The organism is Rhodococcoides navarretei (assembly GCF_038069675.1).
Taxonomy (GTDB): Bacteria; Actinomycetota; Actinomycetes; order Mycobacteriales; family Mycobacteriaceae; genus Rhodococcoides; species Rhodococcoides navarretei.
Map to the genome: position 1 here is coordinate 2,026,740 of NZ_JBBPCN010000001.1, position 26,856 is coordinate 2,053,595.

General features: G+C 65.7%; 27 protein-coding genes and 1 tRNA gene. 22 read left to right on the forward strand and 6 right to left on the reverse strand.

Annotated features, from left to right (window positions below; all coding sequences use genetic code 11):
* The first annotated feature begins 2 nt into the window (after nucleotides 1-2).
* A complete protein-coding gene (gene hemW, locus AABD04_RS09740; RefSeq protein ID WP_341441037.1) occupies nucleotides 3-1,214 on the forward strand; it encodes a radical SAM family heme chaperone HemW in 1,212 nt (403 codons plus the stop codon).
* A gap of 43 nt (nucleotides 1,215-1,257) precedes the next feature.
* On the opposite strand, the gene AABD04_RS09745 is transcribed toward hemW, so the two are convergent.
* A complete protein-coding gene (locus AABD04_RS09745; RefSeq protein WP_243594021.1) occupies nucleotides 1,258-1,563 on the reverse strand; it encodes a type II toxin-antitoxin system VapB family antitoxin in 306 nt (101 codons plus the stop codon).
* A gap of 133 nt (nucleotides 1,564-1,696) precedes the next feature.
* Between AABD04_RS09745 and hrcA the strand changes: the two genes are divergently transcribed.
* The 8 genes from hrcA (at nucleotide 1,697) to era (ending at nucleotide 9,550) form a co-directional block, all read left to right on the forward strand.
* Nucleotides 1,697-2,740, forward strand: coding sequence for a heat-inducible transcriptional repressor HrcA (gene hrcA / locus AABD04_RS09750; RefSeq protein ID WP_243594020.1), 1,044 nt, complete (start codon nucleotides 1,697-1,699; stop codon nucleotides 2,738-2,740).
* Between the two features lie 97 nt (nucleotides 2,741-2,837).
* A complete protein-coding gene (gene dnaJ / locus AABD04_RS09755) occupies nucleotides 2,838-3,995 on the forward strand; it encodes a molecular chaperone DnaJ (protein ID WP_341441038.1) in 1,158 nt (385 codons plus the stop codon).
* Between the two features lie 3 nt (nucleotides 3,996-3,998).
* Nucleotides 3,999-4,772: a 16S rRNA (uracil(1498)-N(3))-methyltransferase gene (locus AABD04_RS09760; RefSeq protein WP_341441039.1), complete on the forward strand. Its 774-nt coding sequence runs from the start codon at nucleotides 3,999-4,001 to the stop codon at nucleotides 4,770-4,772.
* Nucleotides 4,769-5,524 (forward strand): alpha/beta hydrolase family protein, encoded by a 756-nt coding sequence (locus tag AABD04_RS09765; RefSeq protein WP_341441040.1) that lies wholly within the window; start codon nucleotides 4,769-4,771, stop codon nucleotides 5,522-5,524. The genes AABD04_RS09760 and AABD04_RS09765 overlap by 4 nt, the downstream gene beginning before the upstream one ends.
* A 93-nt stretch (nucleotides 5,525-5,617) precedes the next feature.
* On the forward strand, nucleotides 5,618-6,661 hold the full coding sequence (locus tag AABD04_RS09770) for a PhoH family protein (protein WP_317532762.1): 1,044 nt from the start codon (nucleotides 5,618-5,620) through the stop codon (nucleotides 6,659-6,661).
* Nucleotides 6,662-6,714: 53 nt separating this feature from the next.
* Nucleotides 6,715-7,257, forward strand: coding sequence for an rRNA maturation RNase YbeY (gene ybeY, locus AABD04_RS09775; RefSeq protein WP_341441041.1), 543 nt, complete (start codon nucleotides 6,715-6,717; stop codon nucleotides 7,255-7,257).
* A gap of 40 nt (nucleotides 7,258-7,297) precedes the next feature.
* On the forward strand, nucleotides 7,298-8,620 hold the full coding sequence (locus tag AABD04_RS09780) for a hemolysin family protein (RefSeq protein ID WP_341441042.1): 1,323 nt from the start codon (nucleotides 7,298-7,300) through the stop codon (nucleotides 8,618-8,620).
* A 15-nt stretch (nucleotides 8,621-8,635) separates the two neighbouring features.
* Nucleotides 8,636-9,550 carry a GTPase Era gene (gene era / locus AABD04_RS09785; protein WP_317532761.1) on the forward strand — a complete coding sequence of 305 codons (915 nt, stop codon included), beginning with the start codon at nucleotides 8,636-8,638 and terminating at the stop codon, nucleotides 9,548-9,550.
* A 42-nt stretch (nucleotides 9,551-9,592) separates the two neighbouring features.
* Here era and AABD04_RS09790 read toward each other — a convergent pair whose 3' ends face one another.
* Nucleotides 9,593-11,014, reverse strand: coding sequence for an amidase (locus tag AABD04_RS09790; RefSeq protein WP_341441043.1), 1,422 nt, complete (start codon nucleotides 11,012-11,014; stop codon nucleotides 9,593-9,595).
* A gap of 72 nt (nucleotides 11,015-11,086) precedes the next feature.
* Between AABD04_RS09790 and recO the strand changes: the two genes are divergently transcribed.
* Genes recO through AABD04_RS09810 form a run of 4 tightly spaced genes read left to right on the forward strand, consistent with a single transcriptional unit; the run spans nucleotide 11,087 to nucleotide 14,149 of the window.
* Complete coding sequence (gene recO / locus AABD04_RS09795) at nucleotides 11,087-11,920, forward strand: DNA repair protein RecO (protein WP_341441044.1); 834 nt, start codon at nucleotides 11,087-11,089, stop codon at nucleotides 11,918-11,920.
* Entirely contained in the window at nucleotides 11,877-12,695 is an 819-nt protein-coding gene (locus AABD04_RS09800; RefSeq protein WP_094635534.1) for an isoprenyl transferase, read from the forward strand. Before recO ends, AABD04_RS09800 begins: the two co-directional genes overlap by 44 nt.
* Nucleotides 12,688-13,107, forward strand: coding sequence for a hypothetical protein (locus tag AABD04_RS09805; RefSeq protein WP_317802997.1), 420 nt, complete (start codon nucleotides 12,688-12,690; stop codon nucleotides 13,105-13,107). Before AABD04_RS09800 ends, AABD04_RS09805 begins: the two co-directional genes overlap by 8 nt.
* Nucleotides 13,108-13,156: 49 nt before the next feature.
* The gene (locus AABD04_RS09810) at nucleotides 13,157-14,149 is read left to right on the forward strand and encodes an iron-siderophore ABC transporter substrate-binding protein (protein ID WP_341441045.1); all 993 of its coding nucleotides are present in this window, start codon (nucleotides 13,157-13,159) and stop codon (nucleotides 14,147-14,149) included.
* 6 nt (nucleotides 14,150-14,155) lie between these two features.
* Here the strand turns inward: AABD04_RS09810 and AABD04_RS09815 are convergent, their stop codons facing one another.
* Both AABD04_RS09815 and AABD04_RS09820 read right to left on the reverse strand, forming a co-directional pair.
* Nucleotides 14,156-14,596 (reverse strand): Fur family transcriptional regulator, encoded by a 441-nt coding sequence (locus AABD04_RS09815; protein ID WP_341441046.1) that lies wholly within the window; start codon nucleotides 14,594-14,596, stop codon nucleotides 14,156-14,158.
* On the reverse strand, nucleotides 14,593-15,054 hold the full coding sequence (locus tag AABD04_RS09820; protein WP_243594008.1) for an ArsR/SmtB family transcription factor: 462 nt from the start codon (nucleotides 15,052-15,054) through the stop codon (nucleotides 14,593-14,595). The genes AABD04_RS09815 and AABD04_RS09820 overlap by 4 nt, the downstream gene beginning before the upstream one ends.
* 185 nt (nucleotides 15,055-15,239) lie before the next feature.
* Here AABD04_RS09820 and AABD04_RS09825 point away from each other — a divergent pair, with 185 nt between their 5' ends.
* A complete protein-coding gene (locus AABD04_RS09825) occupies nucleotides 15,240-16,625 on the forward strand; it encodes a glycine--tRNA ligase (protein ID WP_121869514.1) in 1,386 nt (461 codons plus the stop codon).
* Nucleotides 16,626-16,695: 70 nt separating this feature from the next.
* Here the strand turns inward: AABD04_RS09825 and AABD04_RS09830 are convergent, their stop codons facing one another.
* Nucleotides 16,696-18,729, reverse strand: a complete 2,034-nt coding sequence (locus tag AABD04_RS09830) for a TPM domain-containing protein (RefSeq protein ID WP_341441047.1) — start codon at nucleotides 18,727-18,729, stop codon at nucleotides 16,696-16,698.
* Nucleotides 18,730-18,857: 128 nt separating this feature from the next.
* On the opposite strand from AABD04_RS09830, the gene AABD04_RS09835 reads away from it, so the two are divergent.
* Genes AABD04_RS09835 through dnaG form a run of 7 tightly spaced genes read left to right on the forward strand, consistent with a single transcriptional unit; the run spans nucleotide 18,858 to nucleotide 26,346 of the window.
* On the forward strand, nucleotides 18,858-19,772 hold the full coding sequence (locus tag AABD04_RS09835) for an ABC transporter ATP-binding protein (protein ID WP_341441048.1): 915 nt from the start codon (nucleotides 18,858-18,860) through the stop codon (nucleotides 19,770-19,772).
* Nucleotides 19,769-20,572: an ABC transporter permease gene (locus AABD04_RS09840; protein ID WP_341441049.1), complete on the forward strand. Its 804-nt coding sequence runs from the start codon at nucleotides 19,769-19,771 to the stop codon at nucleotides 20,570-20,572. The genes AABD04_RS09835 and AABD04_RS09840 overlap by 4 nt, the downstream gene beginning before the upstream one ends.
* A 46-nt stretch (nucleotides 20,573-20,618) precedes the next feature.
* Nucleotides 20,619-21,734 (forward strand): sensor histidine kinase, encoded by a 1,116-nt coding sequence (locus AABD04_RS09845; protein ID WP_341441050.1) that lies wholly within the window; start codon nucleotides 20,619-20,621, stop codon nucleotides 21,732-21,734.
* Nucleotides 21,731-22,339: a response regulator transcription factor gene (locus AABD04_RS09850; protein ID WP_317532753.1), complete on the forward strand. Its 609-nt coding sequence runs from the start codon at nucleotides 21,731-21,733 to the stop codon at nucleotides 22,337-22,339. The genes AABD04_RS09845 and AABD04_RS09850 overlap by 4 nt, the downstream gene beginning before the upstream one ends.
* A 56-nt stretch (nucleotides 22,340-22,395) precedes the next feature.
* The gene (locus AABD04_RS09855) at nucleotides 22,396-23,112 is read left to right on the forward strand and encodes a YdcF family protein (protein WP_341441052.1); all 717 of its coding nucleotides are present in this window, start codon (nucleotides 22,396-22,398) and stop codon (nucleotides 23,110-23,112) included.
* Nucleotides 23,113-24,387 carry a deoxyguanosinetriphosphate triphosphohydrolase gene (locus AABD04_RS09860; RefSeq protein WP_341441053.1) on the forward strand — a complete coding sequence of 425 codons (1,275 nt, stop codon included), beginning with the start codon at nucleotides 23,113-23,115 and terminating at the stop codon, nucleotides 24,385-24,387.
* A gap of 42 nt (nucleotides 24,388-24,429) precedes the next feature.
* Nucleotides 24,430-26,346, forward strand: coding sequence for a DNA primase (dnaG, locus tag AABD04_RS09865; protein ID WP_243594001.1), 1,917 nt, complete (start codon nucleotides 24,430-24,432; stop codon nucleotides 26,344-26,346).
* Here the strand turns inward: dnaG and AABD04_RS09870 are convergent.
* Nucleotides 26,343-26,588 (reverse strand): hypothetical protein, encoded by a 246-nt coding sequence (locus AABD04_RS09870; protein WP_341441054.1) that lies wholly within the window; start codon nucleotides 26,586-26,588, stop codon nucleotides 26,343-26,345. The genes dnaG and AABD04_RS09870 overlap by 4 nt on opposite strands.
* Before the next feature lie 138 nt (nucleotides 26,589-26,726).
* Between AABD04_RS09870 and AABD04_RS09875 the strand changes: the two genes are divergently transcribed.
* Nucleotides 26,727-26,799, forward strand: a tRNA-Asn gene (locus tag AABD04_RS09875).
* Nucleotides 26,800-26,856: the final 57 nt, after the last annotated feature.

A 26,856-nucleotide genomic window follows, 5' to 3' on the forward strand; every position in this document is an offset into this window, starting at 1 on the left:
TCGTGAATACCGTCGTGCCCGTCCCGTCCACCTTCGAGCTGCCGGTCGAGGCATTCGACGGGGTGGGGGATCGGGCGTTCGGGATCTACGTGCACGTTCCGTTCTGCGCCACTCGGTGCGGGTACTGCGACTTCAACACCTACACGGCGGGTGAATTGGGAACGTCGGCGTCTCCGCAATCCTGGTTGGAGGGCCTGCGACGCGAACTCGACACCGCGGCGGGGCTGATCCAGGCCGGCACGGGTCGCGTGCCGACGGCGGACACCGTCTTCGTCGGCGGCGGCACACCGTCGCTGCTCGGGGGCGACGGTCTGGCCGACGTCCTGGGTGCGGTCCGGTCCAGTTTCGGTGTGACCGACGGCGGCGAGGTGACCACCGAATCCAACCCGGAATCGACGTCGCCGGAATTCTTCGACCGGCTCCGAGACTCGGGCTTCACTCGAATTTCGCTCGGAATGCAGTCCGCTGCACCACATGTGCTCGCCGTGCTCGATCGCACCCACACACCGGGTCGCGCGGTCGCTGCGGCCAAGGAGGCTCGCGCGGCCGGGTTCGAGCACGTCAACCTCGACCTCATCTACGGCACCCCGGGCGAGCGAGACAGCGACCTCGATCAGTCTCTCGCCGCGGTGCTCGAGGCAGGCGTCGACCACGTCTCGGCCTACGCACTGATCGTCGAGGACGGCACGGCCATGGCACGCAAGGTTCGACGCGGTGAGCTGCCGGCACCCGACGACGACGTACTGGCGACCCGATACGAACGCATCGACACGGCGTTGAACGCCGCGGGCCTGTCCTGGTACGAGGTATCGAACTGGGCCACCGACGCCGCGGCGCAGTGCCGTCACAACATCGGTTACTGGGACGGCGGCGACTGGTGGGGCGCGGGACCCGGTGCACACAGCCATATCGGTGGCACCCGGTTCTGGAACGTCAAGCACCCGGCCGCGTACGCCGATCGGCTCGCCGCAGGTCACCTACCGGTGCTGGGCAGCGAACTGCTCAGCGCCGAGGACAGACACCTCGAGGAGTTGATGCTGACCGTGCGACTCCGCTCGGGAGTACCGGTGGCTCTGCTGGGGCCGGCCGAGCGCGCTGCCGCCGAGCAGAGTGTGACGGACGGATTGATGGTGCGTCGCGGGGAACGGCTCGTGCTCACCGATCGCGGCCGATTGCTGGCCGACGCGGTGGTGCGCAGCATCGCAGCCGCCTGACCGATCTGTCCGGTACCGCAGTGTTCTCGCGGCCTTCGTACCCTCAGGCGCCGAGGGCGTCGTAGTCGAACACCCTGGCGTGCAAGACCGTTCGATTACGCAGAGCCGCACGCACTGCGCGGTGCAAGCCGTCCTCCAGATAGACGACACCACGGAACTGCACCGCGTGAGGGAACAGATCGCCGTAGAAGGTGGAGTCCTCGGACAGTAACCTGTCGAGCTCGAGCACCTTGGTGGTGGTGACGATCTCGTCCAGACGCAGCTGCCGTGGCGGGATTCTCGACCAGTCTCTGATGGACAGACCGTGCTCGGGGTACGGCTTTCCGTCACGCACACCTTTGAAGATCATCGCGAGCCCGTGGCCGCTGGGTCGAATCGAAAGACAGTTTCCACTCGGACCACAGTAAGGCCTTGCACGGGCATGCGTTCGCCGGCTACTAGACTCGAGCGACGATTGGAAACGAGAACGGAGGTGGGCACCGATGTCGAGCACCGACGACAGGCGGTTCGAGGTTCTACGAGCGATCGTGGCGGACTACGTGTCCACCCAGGAACCGGTCGGTTCGCGTGCCCTGGTCGAGCGTCACAGCCTGGGAGTGTCCAGTGCAACAGTGCGCAACGACATGGCCGTACTCGAGGCCGAGGGGTACATCGCCCAGCCGCACACCAGTTCCGGCCGGGTGCCGACCGACAAGGGCTACCGGCAGTTCGTCGATCGGATAGCCGACGTCAAGCCGCTCTCCGCGGCCGAGCGTCGCGCCATCCTGGAGTTTCTCGAGAACGGCGTCGACCTGGACGACGTGTTGCGACGCGGCGTCCGGTTGCTGGCTCAGTTGACCCGTCAGGTCGCCGTGGTCCAGTACCCCACGCTGTCGGCGTCATCGGTGCGTCACCTGGAAGTGGTGGCGCTCACCCCGGCTCGGCTGCTGCTGGTGCTGATCACCGACTCGGGTCGCGTCGATCAGCGCATCGTCGAACTCGGTGATGTGATCGACGACGAGAATCTGGCGCAGCTGCGGCGTCTGCTCGGCGGCGCGCTCGAGGGCAAGCGGCTGGCGGCAGCATCGGCCGCAGTGGCCGAACTCGCCGAGAACGCGCCACCCGCGCTACGAGACGCCATGATTCGCTCGGCAACGGTGCTGGTGGAATCGCTCGTCGAGCATCCCGAAGAACGTCTGGTTCTCGGCGGTACGGCGAACCTGACGCGCAACGCGGCGGACTTCGCCGGCGACGCGGGGTTTCCCGGATCGCTCAGGGCGGTACTCGAGGCGCTGGAAGAGCAAGTGGTCGTGCTCAAACTGCTCGCCGTGACGCAGGACACCCGCACCGTGACAGTGCGGATCGGCGAGGAAACGCAGGTCGAGGAAATGCGTGGGACGTCGGTGATTTCCACCGGATACGGGTCGGCTGGCATGGTCCTCGGAGGAATGGGTGTTCTCGGGCCGACCCGAATGGACTACCCAGGAACAATTGCGTCGGTCGCTGCGGTTGCCAGGTACATCGGCGAGGTCCTGGCCGAACGCTGAGACGAGCGAGAACCGAATCGATCGACGGCCGCGGGGCATGGGCGGCCGCACACAGCAGCAACGAACGAGATTCATCTTCTAGGACGAAAGAGACGACGTGGCACGGGATTATTACGGGAGTTTGGGCGTCGGCCAGCAGGCGACGGACCAGGAGATCAAGCGCGCCTACCGCAAACTGGCGCGAGAACTGCACCCGGACGTCAACCCGGACGAGGCCGCGCAGGCCCGGTTCAAGGAGATCTCCACCGCGTACGAGGTGCTGTCCGATCCGGAGAAGCGTCGTATCGTCGACCTGGGCGGCGACCCGCTGCAGCAGGGCGGCGGAGGCGGCGGCGGTGGATTCGGTGGAGCCGGATTCGGCGGCGGCCTGGGAGATGTGTTCGAGGCGTTCTTCGGCGGCGGCGCGGGCGGCTCCCAGCGCGGGCCGAAGGGCCGAGTACAGCCGGGAGCGGATTCACTGCTGCGGACCAAGCTCACCCTCGACGAGTGCGCCACCGGCGTGACCAAGCACATCACCGTCGACACCGCGATCCTGTGCGACCTGTGCACCGGCTCGGGTACCAACGGCGACTCCAAGCCGGTTCGCTGCGACACCTGCGGCGGTGCCGGAGAAGTGCAGTCGGTGCAGCGCTCGTTCCTCGGCCAGGTCATGACCAGCCGTCCTTGCCCCACCTGCCGCGGTGCAGGCGAGACCATCCCCGACCCCTGCCGCAAGTGCGGCGGCGACGGTCGCGTCCGGTCGCGTCGCGACATCTCGGTCAAGGTGCCGGTCGGCGTGAGCAACGGCATGCGGATCCGACTGGCATCGCAGGGCGAAGTCGGTCCCGGCGGCGGACCCGCGGGAGACCTGTACGTGGAGATCGTCGAACAGCAGCACGAGGTGTTCGTACGCGACGGTGACGATCTGCACTGCACCGTCCGCGTCCCGATGGTCGACGCCGCCCTCGGCACCTCGGTCAGCATCGATGCGATCATCGACGGACCCACCGAGATCTCGGTCGAACAAGGCACGCAACCGAATTCGACGACGGTACTGCGTGGTCACGGAATGCCCAAGCTGCGGTCGGGCATTCGCGGCGATCTGCACGCGCACCTCGAGGTCATCGTGCCGACCAAGCTCGACAGCAAGCAGACCCATCTGCTCGAACAGCTCAGGTCGATGCGCGACCGCGACTCGGCGGAGGTCGTCACCACCGGTTCCGCGCACAGCGGCGGCCTGTTCTCGCGGTTGCGGGAAGCATTCAGCGGTCGCTGATCGATGGCCCCCACGGTCTTCTACCTCTCGCCCCTGCCGAACGTCGGCGAGTTGGCGGTGCTCGACGGCAAGGAAGGGCACCATGCCGCGACCGTGCGACGCATCCGCGTCGGTGAGCGGGTGTTGCTCGGTGACGGAGCAGGTGGCTTGGCCGACGCGGTCGTCGTCGCCGCGGAGAAGAATCGACTGGAACTGACCGTGCACTCGCGCAGCGAGATGCCGCGTCCCACTCCGGCCGTGACCCTCGTGCAGGCATTGCCGAAGGCGGATCGGTCGGAGTTGGCGGTCGAGCTGGCCACCGAGGCGGGCGTCGATGCCGTCGTGCCCTGGCAGTCGGCTCGCTGCGTCGCACGGTGGGAGGGCCCGAAGGCAGCCAAGGGCGTCGCGAAGTGGCGCAGTACTGCGTCGGAGGCGGCCAAGCAATCGCGTCGGGCCTACATCCCCGAGGTCTCCGAGCTGCAGGATTCGCGAGAGATCTACGCCCTCGTGCGCGGCGTCGTGGAGCGCGGCGGAATCGTCGCCGTGCTGCACGAGGCGGCCACCACGTCGTTTCGGGACCTGCCGTTCGCCTCGGTGCCCGAGGTCGCGATCGTCGTCGGACCCGAAGGCGGGCTCGACGACAGGGAGGTCACCGCTCTGACCGAGGCGGGTGCAACCCCGGTGGTTCTCGGTCCGACGGTGCTGCGGACCTCGACGGCGGGAGCCGTGGCCCTCGGCGCGCTGGGCGTCCTGACCTCGCGGTGGACGCAACTTCCGCCGGACTTCGAGAACGCATGAGCGCGCGAATCAAGATCGCCTACGGCGATCACCCGGAGCAGTTCGGGCACCTCTACCTGCCGGCCGAGCCGATGAAGGACACGACACCGGTGGTCGTGGTGGTGCACGGCGGGTTCTGGAGCGGTCAGTACGGATCCAATCTGGGCACCCAGTTCGCCCGCGCCGTCGCGGGAGCCGGCGCGGTGGCGTGGAACATCGAGTATCGACGCGTCGGCGCAGGCGGGCACTGGCCGGAGATGCAGTCCGATGTGACCGCGGCACTCGACGTGGTCGCCGGGGAACTGCAGCAGCACGCCCCGGTCGGTGTCGACGACGTGCGCGTCATCGGGCACTCCGCAGGAGGCCACCTGGCAGTGTGGCTCGGCGGTGAGACCGGCACGAAGGTCCGCCCGTCGCGCATCGTCTCGCAGGCCGGCGTTCTCGATCTCGAACCGCGCGGTGCGTCGGGACGCACCAACCCGGCTGTCGAGGCGCTGTTGCAGGCCCGGTACGAGGACGATCCCGACCTGTACCGATCGGCCTCGCCGGCCGCGCGTGTACCCATCGGCATCCGGACGATCGCCCTGCACGGATCCGAGGACATCCAGGTTCCGGCGGCGCAGAGCGAACGGTACGTTGCGCTGGCGCGCGCCGCCGGGGACGACGCGGAGCTGGCGATCGTTCCGGGCGAGGACCACTTCGCCTTCCTCGATCCCGATTCCCGGTGTTGGGCGCTCTCGCTCGACGCCGTGCTCGGTGCCACCAGCAAGTAATGGGAATGCACATCGTCCCTGCGGCGTTAAACTCGATCCGTACCGAGTGCACGTCCGCGAAGCCGACACCAGAGAGCAGGCCATAGCCACCACGTGAGTGAACACAGCGATTTTCCCGCCGAGCGTGACGTTCGGTCCACTTTGGAACTCGCCCCCGAAGCAGTGATGCCACTGCTGGGACAGTCCGACGAGAACCTGCGGGCGCTCGAGCAGATGCTGACGGCAGATATCCACGTACGAGGAAACGCCGTGACGCTCACCGGAAAAGTGGCGGATGTGGCGCTGGCCGAACGGGTGATCTCCGAGTTGGCCGCGCTGGCCAAGCGCGCCCAGCCACTGACTCCCGATGCGGTGCGCCGATCGATCGCCATGCTCACCGAGGGCGTTGCCGATTCTCCGGCCGAGGTGCTGAGCCTGGACATCCTCTCGCGTCGCGGTAAGACGATTCGGCCGAAGACTCTGAATCAGAAGCGATATGTGGATGCGATCGACGCCAACACCATCGTGTTCGGTATCGGGCCCGCGGGTACCGGAAAGACGTACCTCGCGATGGCGAAGGCCGTCCAGGCATTGCAGACCAAACAGGTCAGTCGCATCATTCTGACGCGTCCGGCCGTGGAAGCGGGGGAGCGGCTCGGCTTCCTCCCCGGAACCCTGCACGAGAAGATCGACCCCTACCTGCGCCCCCTGCACGATGCGCTGCACGACATGATGGACGACGAAGCGATCCCGAAGCTGATGCAGGCCGGGGTCATCGAGGTCGCGCCCCTCGCGTACATGCGTGGTCGCACACTCAACGACGCGTTCATCATCCTCGACGAAGCGCAGAACACCACCGCCGAGCAGATGAAGATGTTCCTGACTCGACTCGGATTCGGATCGAAGATCGTCGTCACGGGTGACGTGACCCAGGTCGACCTTCCGGGAGGTGCGCGATCCGGACTGCGAGCGGCGTCCGAGATCCTGACCGACGTCGACGACATCCACTTCGCGCAGCTCACCAGCAGCGACGTGGTGCGGCACCGCTTGGTCTCGGAGATCGTCGACGCGTACGAGCGGTTCGAGTCGACGTCGGAAGGCGTCATTCCCAACCGCGCGCAACGCCGCACCGGTGGACCGCGTTCGGCGAGAAGATGATTCAGGCAGACGGACCGACAGATGCAGGCAACGAGAGCGTGGGTAGTGGCTAGATGAGTATCGAAGTGTCCAACGAGTCGGGGATGGACATCTCCGAACCCGAGCTGGTCTCGGTCGCACGGTTCGCGATCGCCGGCATGGACGTGCATCCCGCCGCGGAACTGTCGATGGTGCTGGTGGATTCGGCCACGATGGCCGATCTGCACATGCGGTGGATGGATCTGCCCGGCCCCACCGACGTGATGTCGTTTCCGATGGACGAGCTGGAGCCGGGCGGTCGTCCCGACGCCCCCGAGCCCGGACCGGCGATGCTCGGCGACATCGTGCTGTGCCCGTCGTTCGCCGCGGATCAGGCTGCTGAGGCAGGACATTCGCTCGAGCACGAGCTGGCGTTGTTGACCGTGCACGGTGTGCTGCACCTGCTGGGTTACGACCATGCCGAGCCGGACGAAGAGAAGGAAATGTTCGAGCTGCAGAACCGTCTGCTCGCCGAGTGGTACGAGGATGCCAGGCGAGCGGAGCAGGCCGCCGAACAGGCCGCCCGCGATGCCCGGCTCCTCGGCAAGGCCGGTTTCGTCGACGGACACGATCGATGATCTGCGTCGTCGAGCAGCTGGAAGTACGGGGTCGTAGCGCGTGAGCAGTGCTGTTGCGCTCATCGTCTTCGCCGTCCTTCTCGTCCCTCTCGGAGGCCTGTTCGCTGCGGTCGATTCTGCGCTGAACACGGTCTCGCGGGCGCGCATCGAGGACATGGTCAAGGACGAGCGGCCCGGTGCCACCGGCCTCGTCGTCGTGGTCGGCGACCGCCCGCGCTACGTCAATCTGATGGTGCTGCTGCGCATCCTGTGCGAGATCGGCGGCACTGTGTTGCTCGCGGGTGGTCTGACACAGCTGATCGACTCCACCACGGCCTTGCTGATCAGTGCGGTGGCCATGGTGCTGGTCAGTTACGTCGTGATCGGTGTCGGTCCGCGAACCCTCGGGCGGCAGAACGCGTACTCGATCGCGTTGGCGGCCGCGTTGCCGCTACGCGCGCTCGGGTGGCTCCTCGGCCCGATCAGCAGACTGCTCATCCTCATCGGTAACGCGATCACCCCAGGTAAGGGATTTCGCAACGGCCCCTTCGCCTCCGAGATCGAACTCCGAGAACTGGTGGACATGGCTCGCGAACGCGGCGTCGTGGCCGACGACGAACGGCGGATGATCCAGTCGGTGTTCGAGCTCGGTGACACCTCCGCCCGTGAGGTCATGGTCCCGCGCCCCGAGATGGTGTGGATCGAGTCGGACAAGTCGGCGGGCCAGGCCACGTCGTTGGCCGTGCGCAGCGGACACTCCCGCATCCCGGTGATCGGGGAGAACGTGGACGATGTGGTCGGCGTCGTGTATCTCAAAGACCTTGTGCAGCAGACGTACTACTCCACCGACGGTGGCCGCGGAGTGCAGGTGTCCGAGTTGATGCGTCCGGCCGTCTTCGTTCCCGATTCCAAGGCGCTGGACAGTCTGCTCGCCGAGATGCAGCGCGATCGCAACCACATGGCTCTGCTCGTCGACGAGTACGGAGGCATTGCGGGCCTGGTGACCATCGAGGACGTCATCGAGGAGATCGTCGGCGAGATCGCGGACGAATACGACTCCGACGAGGTTGCCCCCATCGAGGAACTCGACGACGGACGCTATCGATTGTCCTCCCGGGTGCCACTCGAGGACCTCGGCGAGATCTTCGGCATCGAGATCGAATCCGAGGAAGTCGACACCGTCGGCGGACTCCTCGGCTACGAACTCGGCCGAGTACCGTTGCCCGGATCGCAGGTGATCACCCACGGACTGCTGCTGCGCGGCGAAGGCGGAGCCGACCCCAAGGGGCGCGTCCGCATCACCACGGTGCTGGTCGAAAAGATCGAACCCGACGAAGAATCCACCGAGGACGACGACTCGTCCGACGCCACTCGTCAACACTGAAATCTGGAGGTGCTCTTGTCCGAGCAGAACAACGGTGAGTTCCGATCCGGATTCGTCTGTTTCGTAGGCCGACCCAACACCGGCAAGTCCACACTGACCAATGCACTGGTGGGATCGAAGATCGCCATCACGTCCTCGCGTCCCCAGACGACGCGGCACACCATTCGCGGCATCGTGCACCGCGAGCACGCCCAGCTGATCCTGGTCGACACCCCGGGCCTGCACCGACCGAGAACGCTGCTGGGGCAACGCCTCAACGATCTGGTGCAGGACACCTACTCCGAGGTCGACGTCATCGGACTCTGTATCCCCGCGGACGAGAAGATCGGGCCCGGCGACCGGTGGATTCTCGAACAGGTGCGGCACATCGCGCCCAAGACCACGCTCATCGGGATCGTGACCAAGATCGACAAGGTAAAGAAGGAACGCGTCGTCCAGCAGCTGATGTCGCTGTCGAAGCTGCTCGGCGAGAATTCGCACGTCATTCCGGTGTCGGCCGAATCGGGCGAGCAGATCGAGAAGCTCGTCGACCTGCTGGCCTCCGAACTCCCACCGGGACCGGCGTTCTACCCCGACGGTGAGCTGACGGACGAGCCCGAGGAGATCCTCATGGCCGAGCTCATCCGTGAAGCCGCGCTCGAAGGCGTCCGAGACGAGCTGCCCCACTCGTTGGCCGTCGTCATCGAGGAGGTCGTGCCCCGCGAGGGCCACGACAACATGCTCGACGTGCACGCGATCCTCTACGTCGAGCGATCGAGCCAGAAGGCGATCATCATCGGCAAGGGCGGCTCGCGGCTCAAGGAGGTCGGCACGGCCTCGCGACTGCAGATCGAGAAGCTGCTCGGCACCAGGATCTACCTGGACCTGCACGTCAAGATCGCGAAGGACTGGCAGACCGACCCCAAGCAGATGGGCAAGCTCGGCTTCTGACCGGAGCGGCTTCGCCGCACGTGCACGGCAATTCGTAGCAGACTACGAAGTTTCGCTCACGTCGGTCCACCAGGGATCGGGGCGCTTGCGGTGCCACTGCAGCACGTTCTCGAGTTGAGCAGCCACCGACACCAGTAGCGGCTCCGAGGATTCGTGCCCCATCAACTGCAGACCGATGGGTAGGCCGCCGGTGGTGAATCCCGCGGGCACGTTGACGCTCGGCCAGCCCAGAACGTTCCACGGCCAGGTGTACGGGCAGTGCTCGGTGATGACCCGATCGGTGTCTGCGTTGGAGATGCCGTCGATGGCCTCGATCCGCGGCGGCGGGGTAGCCGTGGTGGGTGCGAGCACGATGTCGTACTCGTCGAAGAACCGGCCGATCCGACGCCCGATGCGCGGTTCGGCGGCGCGTGCTGCTCGCAGCGGCGCTCCGGCGAGAGCCCGGCCGCTCCTGGCGTTGGCTCGGGTCCTCGGGTCGGCGAGAGATGGATCGGGGAGTCGATCGAGCCAGGTCGCCACGCCCGCCAGTGAGCGGGGTAGGAAATTGAGCCCCAACAGCATTCCGTAGGCGGGGTCGTCGACGACCACTCGGTGCCCGAGCAATCGCAGCACCGCGGCCATCTCGTACGCCGCCGCTGCGATCTCCGGATCCAGCGGTGCCGGCGTCGGGATGAAGGGCTTACGAAGGCTGAGCGCGATGCGCAGGGAGCCGGGGTTGCGTCCGACAGCATCGGAGACGGTCACCGGTGCCGGACGATGCAGATCTCCGTCATGGCCACCCGAGACCACATCGAGGAGCAGCGCCGCGTCGGCCACCGTACGGGCGAGCGGGCCGATGACGGTGATGCCGTTGAACGCCTCGGCGTCCGGCCACGTGGAGATCCTTCCTCGTTGCGGCTTGATCCCGACGAGATTCGTCCACGATGCCGGGATGCGCACCGAACCGGCACCGTCGGAACCCAGAGCGGCAGAGACCAATTCGGCAGCCACTGCTGCAGAGCTACCGCCGGATGAGCCGCCCGGCGTGCGCTCGCGGTGCCACGGATTGCGGGTGTGCCCGAAGGTGCCGCCGGTGAACGGCCACTGACCGAGTTCGGGACTGTTCGTCTTTCCCACGATGACGGCTCCGGCAGCACGCAATCTGCGCACCACCTCCGAGTCCGCAGTGGCCGGCGGAAAGTCACCCGCGCAGCCGAAGGCGGTCGGCTCTCCGGTGATGTCGACGTCGTCCTTGACGGCGATCGGAACGCCGAGCAGGGGAGCGGTGTGGCCGGTGGAACGCAGCCGATCCGCCTCGGCTGCCTCGGCGAGGGCGGCGCTGCGGCGCACGATGCGGAACGCGTTGAGCGCGGGCTGGCTCTTCTCGATCCGATCGAGCGACGCGGTTACCGCCTGCACCGACGTAATGCGGCCCGACACGAGATCGGCAGCCTGAGCAACGAGGGTCGACCGATGGAAATCCACGCCTGAACAGTATCGAGTACTCGTCAGCGCGGGAACGATCACCGCCGCTGCGCGCGTGGGACACTGGAGTACGTGAGGCCATACCGTGACAACGCAGTCGTCCTGCGCCAGCACAAGCTGGGTGAGGCCGATCGCATCGTCACGTTGTTGACCAGGGAAAACGGAATCGTGCGGGCCGTCGCCAAAGGGGTTCGTCGCACCAAATCCAAGTTCGGTGCGCGGCTCGAGCCGTTCGCGCACATCGACGTTCTGCTCTATCCGGGACGCAACCTCGACATCGTCACCCAGGTGCATACGGTCGACGCGTTCGGCGGAGACATCGTGGCCGACTACGGTCGCTACACCACCGGTTGCGCGGTTCTCGAAACTGCCGAACGGCTGGCAGGTGAGGAGCATGCGCCCGCGCAGCGGCTGCATCAGTTGACCGTCGGTGCCCTGCGCGCCCTCGCACAGCACATCCGGCCTCCCGAACTGGTGCTCGACGCGTACCTGCTGCGCGCGATGGGTTTCGCCGGATGGGCTCCCGCACTGACCGACTGCGCGCGGTGCGCAGCGGTGGGGCCGCACCGTGCGTTTCACGTCGCGGCCGGTGGGGCCGTGTGTGTGCATTGCCGGCCGCCGGGATCGGCGACGCCGTCGACCGGGGTTCTCGATCTGATGGTTGCGCTCGAGCGGGGAGAGTGGGACTACACCGTCACCACCTCCGAGGCCGTCCGCAAGCAGGCCAGTGGACTGGTGGCGGCGCATCTGCAATGGCATCTGGAACGACAGCTGCGCACGCTTCCGCTCATCGAACGCTCGCACCCGCATCAGGTGCCGCTGGCACAACCTGACTCCGTGTTCGCCGACACCGTCGGGCAGGATGGGGACCGTGATTCGACGACGAGAGCCGCAACCCCGGCCTGACGAACAGTCGGCAGTGCGCCCTCCCGATCCGCATCCGTCGGGCGCTCGGCCGCCGATCCTGCAGCCCGAATTGATTCCTCGCCATGTCGCGCTGGTGATGGACGGCAACGGCCGGTGGGCCCAGGATCGAGGATTGCCGCGGACCGCTGGGCACGAGCAGGGTGAAGCGGTGCTCATGGACACCGTGTGCGGATGCATCGAGATCGGGGTTCAGTGGTTGTCGGCGTACGCCTTCTCGACGGAGAACTGGAAGCGCAGTCCCGACGAGGTCAAGTTTCTGATGGGCTTCAATCGCGACGTCATCCGTCGTCGACGCGACGAAATGAACGAGATGGGCGTTCGGGTTCGCTGGGCCGGCCGTCGACCGAGGTTGTGGGGCAGTGTCATCAAAGAACTGGAAGTGGCCGAGGAGCTGACGAAGCACAACACCGTGATGACGCTGACGATGTGCGTCAACTACGGTGGCCGTGCCGAGATTGCCGATGCTACAAGGGAAATCGCTCGCCAGGTGGCCGCGGGCAAGCTGAACCCCGAGAAGATCACCGAGGCGACCGTCGCCAAGTACCTCGACGAATCGGACATGCCCGACGTTGATCTGTTTCTGCGTCCGTCGGGGGAGCAGCGAACGTCGAACTTCCTGCTCTGGCAATCCGCCTACGCGGAGTTCGTGTTCCAGAAGAAGCTCTTCCCGGACTTCGACCGTCGGGATCTGTGGGAGGCGTGTATCGAATACGCCTCGCGAGACCGACGATTCGGTGGAGTCAAGTATGAGTGACAACGCGAACGGGACTCCTGACGAGGGGCTTTCGTTGCAGGCCCGGGCCCAGTTGGCGCTCTCGCAGTTCGCGACGGTCACACTCGGCGACGAGGGGTCGCTCGGTTTCGACTACGCCGGCGCACTCTGCTCGTTGCGCGCCGTTCGACTCTCACCCGAACTCGAGGTGCTCTCGCTCACTGCGGTGTTGGCCTGGGATCGTCCGCTCAAGGCAGCTCTGCACAAGAAGGTCGCCGACCGCAATGCCGACTCGCAGTTCGGCGCGATCTCGGTCAACACCCATGACAAGCTCGCAGATGTGTTGCTGCGCTACACCTTTCCGGCGAACGGGCTGGACGACGAGGCCATGCTGACGATGCTGATCCTGGTGCTCGCCGGAGTCGAGAAAGCCCGCGAGGGTCTACTGCCCTGAGCTGTCCGCTAAGGTTTGCCTGTACTAACTTCCAGTAGAGGCGGATGCGATGACTGTGCGGTGGACCCGGATGCTGACGGCAACGGTGGCGGTGATCGTTCTCGGTGTGTCTCTGACGGCCTGTTCGACAGAGAGCTCGGAGGACTCGGCGGCACCATCTTCCGACGGTGCATTCCCGGTCGTCATCGATCACATCTACGGCAGCACGACCATCGCGGAGAAGCCGACCCGAATCGTCACGCTCGGGGTGTCCGACGCCGATGCCGTCATCGCGCTCGGCACCGTTCCCGTCGGCAACACCGGGTACACGTTCTACGAGACCGGACTGGGTCCATGGACCGACGAGTTGGTCGGTGACGCGCCGTTGACGCTGCTGGGGTCGGAGTCCGAGCCGAACTTCGAGCTGATCGCCTCTCTGGCGCCGGATCTCATCACCGGACTCAATGCGGGTTTCGACGAGGCGACGTACGCACAACTCAGTGACATCGCGCCGACGGTGGCCCGACCGGCCGGATCGGCTGCCTATGCCGTCGATCGTGAGGTGGCCACCGACACCATTGCTCGTGCCATGGGTGAACGCGACCGCGGCGAGGAGTTGAACACGCAGACCACCGCGGCGCTCGAGCAGGTTCGAAACGAACATCCCGAGTTCGCGGGTAAGACAGCAGCAGTGGTGCTTCCGTACGACGGCCAGTTCGGCGCTTATCTGCCCGGTGATGCGCGGGGGACGTTCGTCACCTCGCTGGGCTTCGAGGTCCCGGAATCGATCCGCGCCCAGGACGACGGCACCAACTTCTTCGTTCCGGTCTCGACCGAGAACATCTCGATGCTCGACGCGGATCTGGTGCTCTATCTCGGTACCGGTGAGGACATCGACGTGGTGGCGGAGAACCCGATCTTCGGAACGCTCGATGCCGCACGGGGCGACGCGATCGTTCCGTTGTCCACCGATCAGCGTGGCGCGATCACGTACAACTCGGTGCTGTCGATTCCGTTCGCCATCGACGCGGTGGTACCTCGCGTGGCAGAGGCCGTCGCCTGAGCCGATTCACCGAGCGGCAGCGCTGCACTGACTGCAGGTGCCGAAGATCTCGATCGTGTGGCTCACGTCGCTGAAGCCGTTGGACTCGGCGACACTCTGCGACCACTTCTCGACGGTGGGGCCTTCGACCTCGACGGTGAAACCACACGAACGGCACACCAGGTGATGGTGATGACCGGAGGAGCAGCGTCGGTAGACGGACTCCCCGTTGTCGGTGCGGAGCACGTCGACAGTGCCGGCATCGGCGAGGGTCTGGAGAGTGCGATACACGGTGGTGAGGCCGATGCCCTCACCGCGCTTGCGCAATTCGTCGTGCAGATCCTGTGCGGACTTGAACTCCTCGATGGTGTCGAGCAGATCCGAGATGGCACTGCGCTGCTTGGTGGCTCGCACTCCGACGACGACGGGTCGTCTGGGTGCGGCGGTATCGGTGGACTTGTCGGTCACGGGTGTCGGCCTTCCTCGGCGTGGGCCACGGCGTCGACGACGATGTGGGAGAGGTGATCGTCGACCAATCGGTACAGGACCTCGCGTCCGTTGCGTTCTCCGCGCACGACACCCGCTGCCTTGAGTACCCGCAGGTGCTGGCTGATCAACGGTTGCGTGACACCGAGGGCGACGACGAGTTCGTGAACGCACCGCTCGGACTCGCGCAACTGCAGCACGATGGCGATGCGTACCGGCGCCGCGAGGGCCCGCAGGATGTCGCCCGCCGCAGTCAGAGTCTCCTTCGGCGGGATGTGAGCCGGGGGAGCGACCGCGAACGGATCGCCCGAGTGCAACGGATGCTCGGGATCCTGCCTGTGGCTCGAACTTGCTTCCACTGTCGAGTCCGTGGACACGGTTGCGGCTCCTTCGGTAGCCGGTTCGTTGCCGGCGGACTCTCCCTGCACGATCGACGTCATGACTTCAGGTTAGTGCAGTTGTTGTTATTGCAAATCGTATTCATTGTGATATGCACAGGTGCGCATGTCAACTCCCGCACTCGACCGCTGTTCGGTTTCGCCCGCCGAGCCAGATAGTCTGATCAGGGCGAAAACCGCCCACGTCACCTCTTACACGATGTAACCGAAGATGGAGAGCTCCGCCAGTGGCACCCAAGTCCAAAGTCGAAACCGTCGCCAACCTCGCCAAGCGCAGAGGCCTCGTCTACCCGTGCGGCGAGATCTACGGCGGTACCAGGTCGGCCTGGGATTACGGTCCGTTGGGCGTCGAGCTCAAGGAGAACATCAAGAAGCAGTGGTGGCGCAACATGATCACCAGCCGCGACGACACCGTCGGGCTGGATTCCTCGGTGATTCTGCCTCGCGAGGTGTGGGAGGCGTCGGGCCACGTCGAGACGTTCTCCGACCCGCTGGTCGAGTCGCTGCACACGCACAAGCGGTACCGTGCGGATCACCTCATCGAAGCCTACGAGGAGAAGCACGGCCACCCGCCGGAGAACGGCCTGGCCGACATCCGCGATCCCGAGACCGGTGAGCCAGGTTCGTGGACCGAGCCGCGTGCGTTCTCGGGCCTGCTCAAGACATTCCTCGGCCCGGTCGACAACGAAGAGGGCCTGCACTACCTGCGTCCCGAGACCGCGCAGGGCATCTTCGTCAACTTCGCCAACGTGCTGACCACCTCGCGTAAGAAGCCGCCGTTCGGCATCGGCCAGATCGGCAAGAGCTTCCGCAACGAGATCACTCCCGGAAACTTCATCTTCCGTACCCGCGAGTTCGAGCAGATGGAGATGGAGTTCTTCGTCAAGCCGGGCGAGGACGACGAGTGGCATCAGTACTGGATCGATTACCGCATGAAGTGGTACACCGATCTCGGTATCGACCCTGAGAACCTGCGGCTCTACGAGCATGCCAAGGAGAAGCTGTCGCACTACTCCAAGCGCACCGTGGACATCGAGTACAAGTTCGGTTTCCAGGGCAGTGCGTGGGGTGAGCTCGAGGGCGTCGCGAACCGAACCGACTACGACCTCTCGGTGCACTCGAAGGCGTCGGGCCAGGACCTGAGCTACTACGAGCAGGCCACCGACACCCGGTACACCCCGTACGTCATCGAGCCGGCCGCAGGCCTGACGCGTTCGCTGATGGCGTTCCTCGTCGACGCGTACACCGAGGACGAAGCTCCCAACGCCAAGGGCGGCGTCGACAAGCGTGTCGTGCTCAAGCTGGACCGTCGTCTCGCCCCGGTGAAGGTTGCAGTGCTTCCGCTCTCGCGTAACGCCGACCTGACGCCCAAGGCGAAAGATCTTGCGCAGCAACTGCGTCAGTACTGGAACGTCGAATTCGACGACGCCGGAGCCATCGGTCGCCGCTACCGTCGTCAGGACGAGATCGGCACCCCGTTCTGCATCACCGTCGACTTCGACACCCTCGACGATCATGCCGTCACCATCCGTGAACGCGACACGATGGCACAGGAGCGCGTTGCTCTCGACCAGGTCGAGGGTTACATCGCCTCTCGACTGATCGGTGCGTAAGAGCCTCACATAACCGACAGGGCCCGATCTCTTCGTGAGATCGGGCCCTGTCGTACGTATGTCGAGAAGACTAGAAGCGGCCGCCGCCACCGCCGAATCCGCCGCCCCCACCACCTCCACCGAAGCCCCCGCCACCACCGAAGCCACCGCCGAATCCTCCGCCGCCACCGCCGCCGCGAAGGACGCTGTTGATCAGGATGCCGCCGAGCACTGCGCCGGCGATGTTGCCGCCGCTACTGCCACCGCGCGGACCGTGACGGTTCTCCCAGTTCTGTACATCGGACTGGGCGATCTGCGATGCGCGCGAGGCCAATTGGCTGGCGGCATGCGCATGCTTGAGGGCTTCGTCGGGGTTCTCCGGTTCGAGCTGCCGGGCCGCGCCGAGGTGGCGTTCGGCCTCGGACAGGCGAGTTCTGGCGTCGGCCCCGACGCCGCCACGACGGGTCGAGATGTAGTCCGCGGCTGCGGTGATCTGTGCCTGAGCGGCCGCGATATCGCGTTCGAGACGCGCACGCAGCTGGTCTTCGGCAGCCTTCTCTGCCGATGCCTCGTCCACGATCTTCTCGAGTTCGGCATCGGCTTCGGCGAGGGCGGTATAGCTACCCAGAGGATCCGAGGATTGGGCCTTCTCCGCGTTCTGCAACGCCGTCTGCGCCGCAGTCACCGCCGAGTGCAACTCGGCACCACCGTGTTCGGTCAATGTGCCGGCCTGCTCGATGTCGCGGCGGACGTCCGCGATGGCGTCGGGCAGGGTGGCGATGGCGTGCCGGATGTCGTCGCGGGCGTGGTCGACGCCGTCGAGCAGTGTCTTGGCCTGATCGACGGCTCGTTCGGCCGTCCGAATCGCAGTGACGGCCGGACCCTGCTTGCCGGGCGGCAGTGCTGCCGCCTTGCGGCCGGCCTCGATGTTGTCCTCGGCCAGCGCGAGTCGGTCCTTGGCCATCGTGACGTTGTCCGCTATCGATTTCAGTGCAGTCTCGGAGAAGTCCGAATGCAGTTGAGCGAGCAGGGTTTCGGATTGCGGAATCCGCACCGTCAACCCGATGATCGCCTGGGTGAGCTCGTCGAGATGCGACTCGGCATTCATCACCAGGTCGCGAAATCCGTCGAATTCCTCCACCCGCGAATCGAGTTCGCGATCGGCTTGCCCGCACGAGGAGATGATCTCGACGAGCATCGCGCGTCGTTGGTCGGGAGTTTCGGGTATGGCGTCGTCGAGGCGTTGACGTATTTCGAAGGCAGAGGCCAACGCTTTCTTGGCGTTGTCGTGGGCGGCGATGAACGGTGCAGCCGCGGAATCGCCGAATTCGCCTCGCGCGAGGTTCAATTCCTCTTCGCTGGCGCGCACGGCATTGTCGGTCTCGATCAGAATTTCCTTGGCGCGGGTATCGAGGACGTCGATCGGGAAGGCGGCCAGCGCGGCCGGGTCGCTCGGGTCGATGTTCGCCACGGCCTCGACCTCGGCGGCGACGCGGGCCTTCTTGCGACGCGAGGAGTAGACGACGGCTCCGCCGCCCGCCACCGCCAGCACGCCGACACCGATCAGCAACGGTGCCGACGATCCGCCGCTGCCGCTCGAGGCATACGCGTCGCCGAGTGCACCGGCTGCCGCAATAGCGGCACCGGACCAATCCTCCTCGCGCAGTGCGGGTTCCACGTCGTTGACACGGATGTCGTCTTGTTCGGACGAGGTGATCTGAGACAGTCCGGTATTCACGCCCAGGTAGTACGAACGGTCCACGGTCGCCACCGCGAGGAGGACGTCACGCTGCCCGAGGTCGCTTCTCGACGCGGTCTGCTCGGCCCAGTCGGCGGCCGACAGGTTGTCGAAATCCGCAACGTAGGTGACCCACAACCGAAGCTGGCTGCTGCCGTAGAGGTCGTCGACCGAGGTCTGCACCTCGGCCAGCGAATCAGGGTCCAGAGCCTGGACGTTGTCGGTGATCTGGGTGGCCAGCCGCGAGGGAGCCTCGGCGGATGCAACCCCCGGCGCGAGCAGAACCGCCGCGAACAGGGTCAGAGCACCCGTAGCGGCGAGACGACGAAATCGATGGACCGACCTGGGGACTGTGGCGCTGCTGTGCCGCCGGTGCTGGACTGCCATGGCCTGAAATCTACCGGCTGGGCGGTGCAGAGATCGAGCAGGTCGATGTGGATGCATGACAGTTGTCACCTCGCAATCGTGACGCTCGAACGAGGTCGAAGCCGCCCGGCCGCAGCAGAGTGAGTCCCATGACCACAACAACGGCAGTCGAACTACGAGACGTCACCAAGACCTACGGCTCGGTCCGGGCGGTCGACGGGCTCAGCCTGTCCATCGAACCGGGCGAGGTCGTCGCATTTCTCGGACCCAACGGAGCGGGAAAGACGACCACCATCGACATGATGCTCGGGCTGGCAACACCCACCACCGGGTCGGTGTCGGTGTTCGGGGGCACGCCCGCCGACGCCATCGCCCAGGGCCGCATCTCGGCCGTCATGCAGACCGGCGGTCTGCTCCGCGACCTGACCGTCCGCGAAACCGTCGAGCTGACCTCGGTGCTGTTCGCCCGAACCCGGTCGGTGCAGGAGGTTCTCACCCGGGCCGGTATCGCCGAGATCGGCGATCGCCGAGTGGCCAAATGCTCCGGCGGGCAGCAGCAGCGATTGCGGTTCGCGCTCGCATTGCTGCCCGACCCGGATCTGCTGGTGCTGGACGAGCCGACCACCGGCATGGACGTCGAGGGGCGTCGCGACTTCTGGAACGCCATTCGCCAGGACGCCAGTACCGGCCGAACGGTGCTGTTCGCTACGCACTATCTCGACGAAGCCGACGCCTATGCGGACCGCATCGTGCTGGTGCGACACGGCAAGATCGTCGCCGACGGCAGCGCCGCCGAGGTGAAGAACCTGGCTGCAGGACGCACCGTCACCGCCACGCTGCCCGGCGTCGACCAGTCGGTGTTGCTGGCTCTGCCGGGGGTGGACCGCGTCGAGACTCGCGGCGATCGGGTGATCGTGCACGGCCGCGACTCCGACTGCGTTGCCCGCTATCTGCTCAACGAAGCGCACGCGACCGATCTGGAAATCGTCTCGCGCAACCTCGAGGACGCCTTCCTCGCCCTGACCACCGATTCTGAAAACGACACAGCCGGGAGCATCCGATGACCACGACCACACCGTCCACGACCACCCGCACCTCTGCCAGAGCTGTTGCCTGGGGCGGCTTCTCGCCGACCTTTCTCGGACTCGAGATTCGCAGGCTCTTCCGAAACAAGCGAACTCTCATCTTCACCTTGGTGATGCCGCCGGTGTTCTTCGTCATCTTCGGCACGCAGTCCGACTACCGGACCAACTACCCTTTCGCGCACGGCAACGTCACCGGCTACATCGCCATCAGCATGGCCGTCTACGGAGCGATGCTCGCCACCACCAGTGGGGGAGCGATGGTCTCGGTCGAGCGGGCGCAAGGGTGGAGCCGACAGTTGCGGTTGACCCCGCTGAAGCCGGTCGCCTACATCGTCACCAAGGTCCTTGTGGCCATGACGATGGGTGCAGCCTCGATCGTCGTGGTGTTCGGCGTCGCGAAGTTCTTCGGGGCGGACATGCCGATCTGGGTGTGGATCGTCAGCGGTCTGATCGGCTGGATCGGCTCGGCGGTGTTCGCCGCGTTCGGATTGTTCATGGGCTACCTGCTGCCGTCGGAGAACGTGATGCAGATTCTCGGACCCGTGCTGGCTTTCCTGGCGTTGGCGGGCGGACTCTTCGTTCCCCTCGGTGACAGCGGCTGGTTTCCGATGCTGGCCCAGTTCACCCCGCTCTACGGGCTGGCTACCGTGTCCAGGGCCGCGTTCGCCGGGACCGAAACCGGAACGTTGCTGATCGCCGTGATCAATCTGGCGGTGTGGGCGACGGTGTTCGTCTCGGGAGCTGCGTTGCTGTTCCGAAGAGACACCACGCGTGCCTGAGACCGAAACCACTGATCATGTCGCCCACAGAGATACCGTGGGCGGCATGACCACGCTCACCGCCGACCTTCCCGAGGGACGGATCTGGCGGTTCGGCTGGATGTTCGGAGCCATCTGGCTGGTGTATCTGATCTATCCGTTGAACGACATCCTCGCTCTGGAACACATGCCGGCGAAGGTTGCCGGGGTCATGACGATCGTTGCCTTCGGAGTGGTGTTCACGTCCACCTTCTGGCGCTTCCGCACCGGACTCCGCCGAGGAAAGCCACTGCCTACCTCGCAGGCGTGGATCGCGCTCGGGGTCATGATCACCCTGACCGTGTTCATGAGCCTGTCGATCGACACCACTGCCTTCGGTGCCACCGTCTATATCGCAGTGCTGGCCATGATGACCCTGCCGGTCAGGCAAGCGTGGGCGTTGGTGGTGGTGATGGTCGCACTCGTCGAGGCGGTGCCACGCTTGGTCTCGTCCTGGGAGCCCGACACCTTCTTCGCGTTTCAGCTGCTGATCAGCGCGGCCGCGGCCTGGGGCATCACCCAGGTGTTCCAACGCAATCACGAATTGGCCGTGGCCAGGCAGCAATTGGCAGACCTGGCCATCGTGGCCGAGCGCGAGCGCATGAGCCGAGACGTGCACGATATCCTCGGCCATTCCCTGACCGTCATCACCGTCAAGAGCGAACTGGCCGGCAGGCTCATCGAGATCGACCCCGCCCGCGCGGCCGTGGAGATCGCCGAGCTGGAAACGCTTGCCCGGCAAGCGCTTGCGGACGTTCGCAGCACCGTCGGCGGAATGCGGCAGATCGATATAGGCACCGAACTGCCCAGTGCCCGTACGGCTTTGAACGCTGCGGGAATCGAGGCCGACCTTCCCGGCGATGCCGACGTGGTGCCGCTGCGACACCGAGAACTGTTCGGTTGGGTACTTCGGGAAGCGGTGACCAACGTGGTTCGACACTCGAGCGCACGGCACTGCCGGGTAACGCTGACGGCGTCCAGCATCTCGATCGTCGACGACGGAGTCGGACCTGCCGAGGGCGGCAGCGACAACGGGGGCAACGGCCTTCGCGGTCTCGGTGAACGAGTGAAGGCATCGGGTGGTTCACTGACGATTGCTCGGGTGTCGACCGGTGGGTTCGGAGTGGAGGTTTCGGCGGAATGAGCATCAGACTGCTGTTGGCCGACGATCAGGCGCTGGTGCGGGGCGCGCTCGCAGCACTGCTGGGTCTCGAGCACGATCTGGACGTTGTCGCCGAGGTGGGACGCGGGGACGAAGTGGTCGCTGCCGTGCTGGAACATCGACCCGACGTCGTGCTGCTCGACGTCGAGATGCCCGGCAAGAACGGTATCGATGTCGCCGCCGAACTGGCACTGGTCGCTCCCGAGTCGAGGGTGCTGATTGTCACCACGTTCGGCAGACCGGGTTACCTGCGCCGCGCGATCGATGCGGGTGCGTCGGGTTTCGTGGTCAAGGACACTCCAGCCAAGCAGCTGGCCGACGCTGTTCGGCGGGTGCACATGGGGCTCCGGGTCGTCGATCCGACGTTGGCGACCGAGACTCTGACGGACGGCATTTCTCCGCTCACGGCTCGTGAGCAGGAAGTTCTCCGCGCCGCAGCGCAGGGAGGGACGGCCGGCTCCATCGCTGCCACGGTGCACCTGTCGGAGGGGACGGTGCGCAATCATCTGTCGTCGGCGATCGGAAAGACCGGTACCAGCACCCGGGCCGAGGCGGTCCGCGTGGCCGAGGATCGAGGGTGGCTGTAGCTCGTTCGAGGCGCGCCGTGACCGCCGAAGCAGCGCGGGCCTGGCAAACTCGAGGGGTGAACTCAACTCTCGACCGAGATTCGTACGGCGATCCGTACGACGATCGGTATGCCCCGGACCCCGGTCCCGAGCGCCTCGGCTTCTTCGGAACGCTCGGACGCTGGACCGGTCGGCTGGTCGCGGGAGTGGTGCTGATGGCGTTGGTGCTGGTCGCCGGAACAGCGGTGCGGGTATGGCAGGTGGCGCGCATCGACGACTACTCCCAGGCGGACGCCATCGTGGTACTGGGTGCGGCGCAGTACAGCGGCACACCCTCGACCGTGTTCGAGGCCCGTCTGTCCCAGGCCGCGTCACTGTACGAGCAGGGAATCGCCCCCGAGATCGTCACCGTCGGTGGCAAGCAGGAGGGCGACCTGTTCACCGAGGCGGCGTCGGGCCGAAACTATCTGATCGAGCAGGGAGTGCCCGCCGACGCCATCACCGCCGTCGAGACGGGCTCGGACACCCTCCGGAGTATCGAGGCCGTGAGCAACACACTGCAAGAACAGGGCAAGTCGTCGGTGGTGCTGGTCAGCGACCCGTGGCATTCACTGCGCACCAGAACCATGGCGCGTGACGCAGGCCTCGACGCCTGGACCTCGCCCACCCGCACCGGTCCGGCCGTCTACACCAGAGAATCGCAGGCACACGGAATCGCCAGGGAGACAGGCGCTCTGCTCTGGTATCAGTTGACCCACTTCACGGCAGACTTCTCCTACACGGCGGGCCAGTAGATGACCGGCACCTACTCGGCGCACGACGTCGAACGATTCGTCACCGAAGCCCCGAAGACCGCGGGCTTGCGGGCCGGGGCGGACAACGCCTCGCATCGAAGCGCCTTTGCTCGCGATCGTGCGCGCGTGTTGCACTGCGCGGCTTTGCGCAGGCTCGCGGACAAGACGCAGGTCACCGGACCTCGAGACGGAGACACCCCGCGTACGCGGCTGACGCACTCGCTCGAAGTGGCGCAGATCGGCCGCAGCATCGCCGAAGGCCTGGGTAGCGACCCCGATCTGGTCGACCTCGCCGGTCTGGCGCACGACATCGGCCACCCGCCCTACGGTCACAACGGTGAACGCGCCCTCGACGAAGTGGCCCAGGACTGCGGCGGCTTCGAGGGCAACGCGCAGAACCTGCGCATTCTGACCGGTCTGGAGCCGAAGATCCTCGACGCGGACGGCCGCAGTGTGGGGCTCAACCTGACCCGAGCCTCGCTGGACGCCGCGACCAAGTACCCATGGATCAGGCCCGCACCCGGAGCGAAATTCGGTGCCTACGACGACGACTCGGCCCTTCTGGGCTGGGTGCGCGACGGCGCGCCCGAGAAGCACAAGTGCCTCGAAGCGCAGAGCATGGACTGGTCCGACGACGTGGCGTACTCGGTGCACGACGTCGAGGACGGTGTGATCGACGCCCGAATCGACTTGCGTGCGCTGTCCGATCCGATCGAGCAACGCGCCCTGGCCGAACTCGGCGTCTCGGAGTTTCGCGGTCTCGACGTCGACGAACTGATCGAGGCCGCGAACCGACTGTCGAGGATGCCCGTCGTCATCGCCGTCGGACGCTACGACGGCACGCTCGCCGCATCCGTCGCGCTCAAGCACATGACCAGTGAGCTCGTCGGCCGCTTCGCCACCGCCGCCATCGAGGGCACCCACGAGAAGTACGGCACCGCGCCACTGAGCCGATACGACGCCGATCTGGTGGTGCCGTCGATCGTCGGGTCGGAGGTGGCATTGCTCAAGACCATGGCACTGCGGTACGTGATGTCCGACGCCGGCCACAAGATCCGCCAGGAGCGTCAACGCGACCGAATCCACCGCGTCGCCGAGTGGCTGATGCGCTCGGCTCCGGGCGAACTGGACCCCATCCTGGTGCCGGCATGGCAACGGGCCGACAGCGACGCGGAACGGACCCGAGTGGTCGTCGACCAGATCGCGTCGTACACCGAGAGCAGGCTCGAACTGATCGACAAGCGGTCACTCGGTGCTCAGGCCAGCTGGGGTTGATCGATTCGAAACCCGTCTCGGATCGGGACTAGACTGCCCTTCGTGGCCGGCCGAATTCCTGAACGCGACATCGCCGCCATTCGCGAACGCACACGGATCGAAGACATCGTGGGTGACTACGTCTCGCTCAAGCGCGCGGGCGGCGACTCCATGAAGGGGTTGTGTCCCTTCCACGACGAGAAATCACCGTCGTTCCACGTTCGCCCCAACCACGGTCACTATCACTGCTTCGGCTGCGGGGAGGGCGGTGACGCCTACTCCTTCCTCCAGAAGATCGAGCACATCTCGTTCGTCGAGGCCGTCGAGCAACTGGCCGACCGGCTGAACTACTCGATCTCCTACGAGGGCGGCGGGCCATCGGTTCAACGTGATCGTGGCACCCGAGCGCGCTTGATCGCCGCCAACGCGGCAGCGCAGGAGTTCTACGCGGGCAGGCTCAGTGGTCCCGACGCCCAGGCTGCGCGGGACTACCTGACCGAACGCAACTTCGACGGCCATGCCGCGCTCGCCTACGGCTGCGGTTTCGCACCAGACGGCTGGGACACCCTCACCAAGCACCTGCTGGGCAAGGGCTTCGAAGCCAAGGAGATCGTCGACGCGGGGTTGGCGACACCCGGGAAACGCGGTACGCCGATCGACCGCTTCCGGCGCCGATTGGTGTGGCCCATCCGCAGTCAGAGCGGAGACGTCATCGGCTTCGGCGCACGCAAGCTGTTCGACGACGACACGATGCCGGGCAAGTACATCAACACCCCGGAAACCATGCTGTACAAGAAGTCTCAGGTGTTGTTCGGGCTGGATCTCGCGCGCAAGGAGATCGCGAAGTCACATCAGGCCGTCATCGTCGAGGGGTACACCGACGTGATGGCGATGCACCTGGCCGGCGTCAAGACAGCGGTCGCATCGTGCGGTACCGCATTCGGCGAGGACCACCTGGCGATGCTGCGCCGACTGATGATGGACGACAGCTACTTCCGCGGAGAGGTGATCTACACCTTCGACGGAGACGACGCAGGCCAGGCCGCAGCGATGAAGGCATTCGAGGGTGATCAGAAGATCGCCGGTCAGACGTTCGTGGCCGTCGCCCCCGACGGTATGGACCCGTGCGACCTGCGCCTGAAGTCCGGCGACAACGCCGTTCGCGATCTCGTCGCCAGACGTACTCCGATGTTTGCCTTCGTGGTCAAATCGCTTCTGCGAGAACATGATCTGGACACACCCGAGGGGCGCGTCGAAGCGTTGAAGCGAACGGTCCCCGTCGTTGCTCGCATCAAGGATGCGTCGCTTCGGGACGAGTACGCCCGGCAGCTCGCCGGGTGGACCGGCTGGGACGACACGGCGATGGTGCTCGCCCGCGTGCGCGACGAGGCGAAGAAAGGTGCCCGGGGCGACACCAGCGGTAAACGTGTCCCGTTCGAGAAGCGGCAGGCAGCTCCCGTGGAGGCTCCCACGGGACCCCCGCGTCCCAACCCAACCGATCCGTCGCTGTGGCCGCAGCGGGAGGCTCTCAAAGCTGTGCTGCAGATGCCCGCGATGGCCGGTACGGTGTTCGATTCACTGCCGCCGGAGAGCTTCCACCACCCGGCGTACTCGGCTGTGCGCGACGCAGTGGCCGCTGCCGGCGGTACGGCTGCAGGCTTGGGCGGAGGGGAGTGGGTCGACGCCGTGGCCAAACAGGCCAAGGACGCCGTAGTCGTGTCGTTGGTGACGGAGTTGGCCGTCGACCCGATGCGCGTGGCCGACGACGCTCTCACCCGCTACATCTCGGGCGTGCTCGCACGACTCCAGGAAGTGTGGGTCGGTCAGCAGGTGGCCGAACTCAAATCGAAACTGCAGCGCATGTCACCGGTGGAGAAGCCCGACGACTACAACGCGTTGTTCGGCGACCTCATCGCCCTCGAGCAGTATCGCCGCAGCCTGCTCGAGCTCGCTGTCGGAAGTGTGGCCGAGGTCGGTTAACGCCGCAGCTGATCGCGCGGAACGAAGACCTGGGTCTCGTCGTCGATCGGCTTCATCGGCTCCAGTCGAGGCTGAGTGTTCAGGGAATCGGACAGCTTCTGACGGCCGACCTCGATCGCCTTCTTGGTGGCCGGACTCGACGCGACGGCGTTCGCAGTCTTGCGAATCTGCTCGTACCGGCCACGTCCCGCCTTGGCGCCGAGCACATACGCAGCTCCAGCCGCCAGTACCAAACGAATCATCAGTAGGTCCTTCCATAGAACGTGCGGCTGTTCTTCCATCTTGCCCGACGAACCTCGAGCAGGGCGATTTGGTACTCGGCAGGGGGTGTGCGCTATTGTTTCCAACGGCTCGCACGAGAGTGTGACGCCGCGAAGTAATCCCCCATAGCTCAATTGGCAGAGCATTCGACTGTTAATCGAAGGGTTCCTGGTTCGAGTCCAGGTGGGGGAGCGCAATCCCCGTCCGGTTCCATCGGGCGGGGATTTTTTGCGTCCGGCTGCACCGACC